1 protein-coding gene is annotated in these 1,140 nt (G+C 66.2%); it reads right to left on the bottom strand.

All coding sequences use genetic code 11. The annotated features are described in order from the left end of the window. A partial coding sequence (locus ILT42_RS22685; RefSeq protein WP_204218278.1) for an NAD-dependent succinate-semialdehyde dehydrogenase occupies window positions 1–1,140 on the bottom strand: 1,140 nt, incomplete at both ends.

Below are 1,140 nucleotides of genomic sequence, written 5' to 3'. Positions count from 1 at the left end.
ACCTGCGATGCAGATGTATTTGATCTCAAGGTATCCCTCGATGCCGTATTTCGAGCCCTCCCGGCCCAGGCCCGACTGCTTCACCCCGCCAAACGGCGCCATCTCGTTGGCGATCAAACCCGTGTTCACCCCCACCATCCCACTCTCCAGGGCCTCCGCCACACGCCACACCCGCGCCATGTCCCTCGCATAAAAATACGACGCCAGACCAAACTCCGTGTCGTTGGCCATCCCAATCACCTCCGCCTCGTCCTTGAAGGCGATCACCGGCGCCAGAGGCGCAAACGTCTCCTCCCGCGCCACCTTCATGGCCTGCGTGATCCCGCTCATCACCGTCGGCTCGAAGAACGTGCTCCCTAAGCTCGAACGCTTGCCCCCCGCCAGGACCCGTCCCCCCTTCTCCAGGGCGTCTTGCACGTGCTCCTCCATCTTCTCCACGGCCCGCCCGTCGATGAGGGGCCCCTGCGTCACGCCCGCCTGCGTGCCCTGCCCCAGCTTCAGGCCGCGCACCTTCTCGATGAGCTTGTGCGTGAAGGCCTCCACCACGCTCTCCTGCACGTAGATCCGGTTGGCGCACACGCAGGTCTGGCCCGCATTGCGGAACTTGGAGATCATCGCGCCCTCCACCGCCGCATCCAGGTCGGCATCGTCGAACACGATGAAGGGCGCGTTCCCGCCCAGTTCCAGCGACAGGCGCTTGATGCCCTCGCCCGCCTCCTTCATGAGCCAGCGGCCCACCTGGGTCGAGCCCGTGAACGTGATCTTGGCGATCTTCGGGTTGCGGCAGAACTCCTCGCCGATGGGCTTCGCCTCGCCCGTCACCACCGAGAAGGCCCCCTTGGGGATCCCGGCCCGCTCGGCCAGCACCGCCAGCGCAAAAGCCGACAGCGGCGTCTGGGCGGCGGGCTTGAGCACCATGGTGCAGCCGGCCGCCAGCGCCGGACCGGCCTTGCGGGTGATCATGCCGTTGGGGAAGTTCCAGGGCGTGATGGCCGCGCACACGCCGACAGGCTGCTTCAGCACGACGATGCGCTGATCCGGCCGAGCCTGAGGAATGACGTCGCCGTCGATGCGCTTGGCTTCTTCCGCGAACCACTCGATGTAGGAGGCATTGGACAAGACCTCGCCCTTGGCCTCAGG

Source organism: Microvirga pudoricolor (assembly GCF_016892705.1).
GTDB classification, from domain to species: domain Bacteria; phylum Pseudomonadota; class Alphaproteobacteria; order Rhizobiales; family Beijerinckiaceae; genus Microvirga; species Microvirga pudoricolor.
This window is presented reverse-complemented; position numbering and strand designations above follow the sequence as displayed.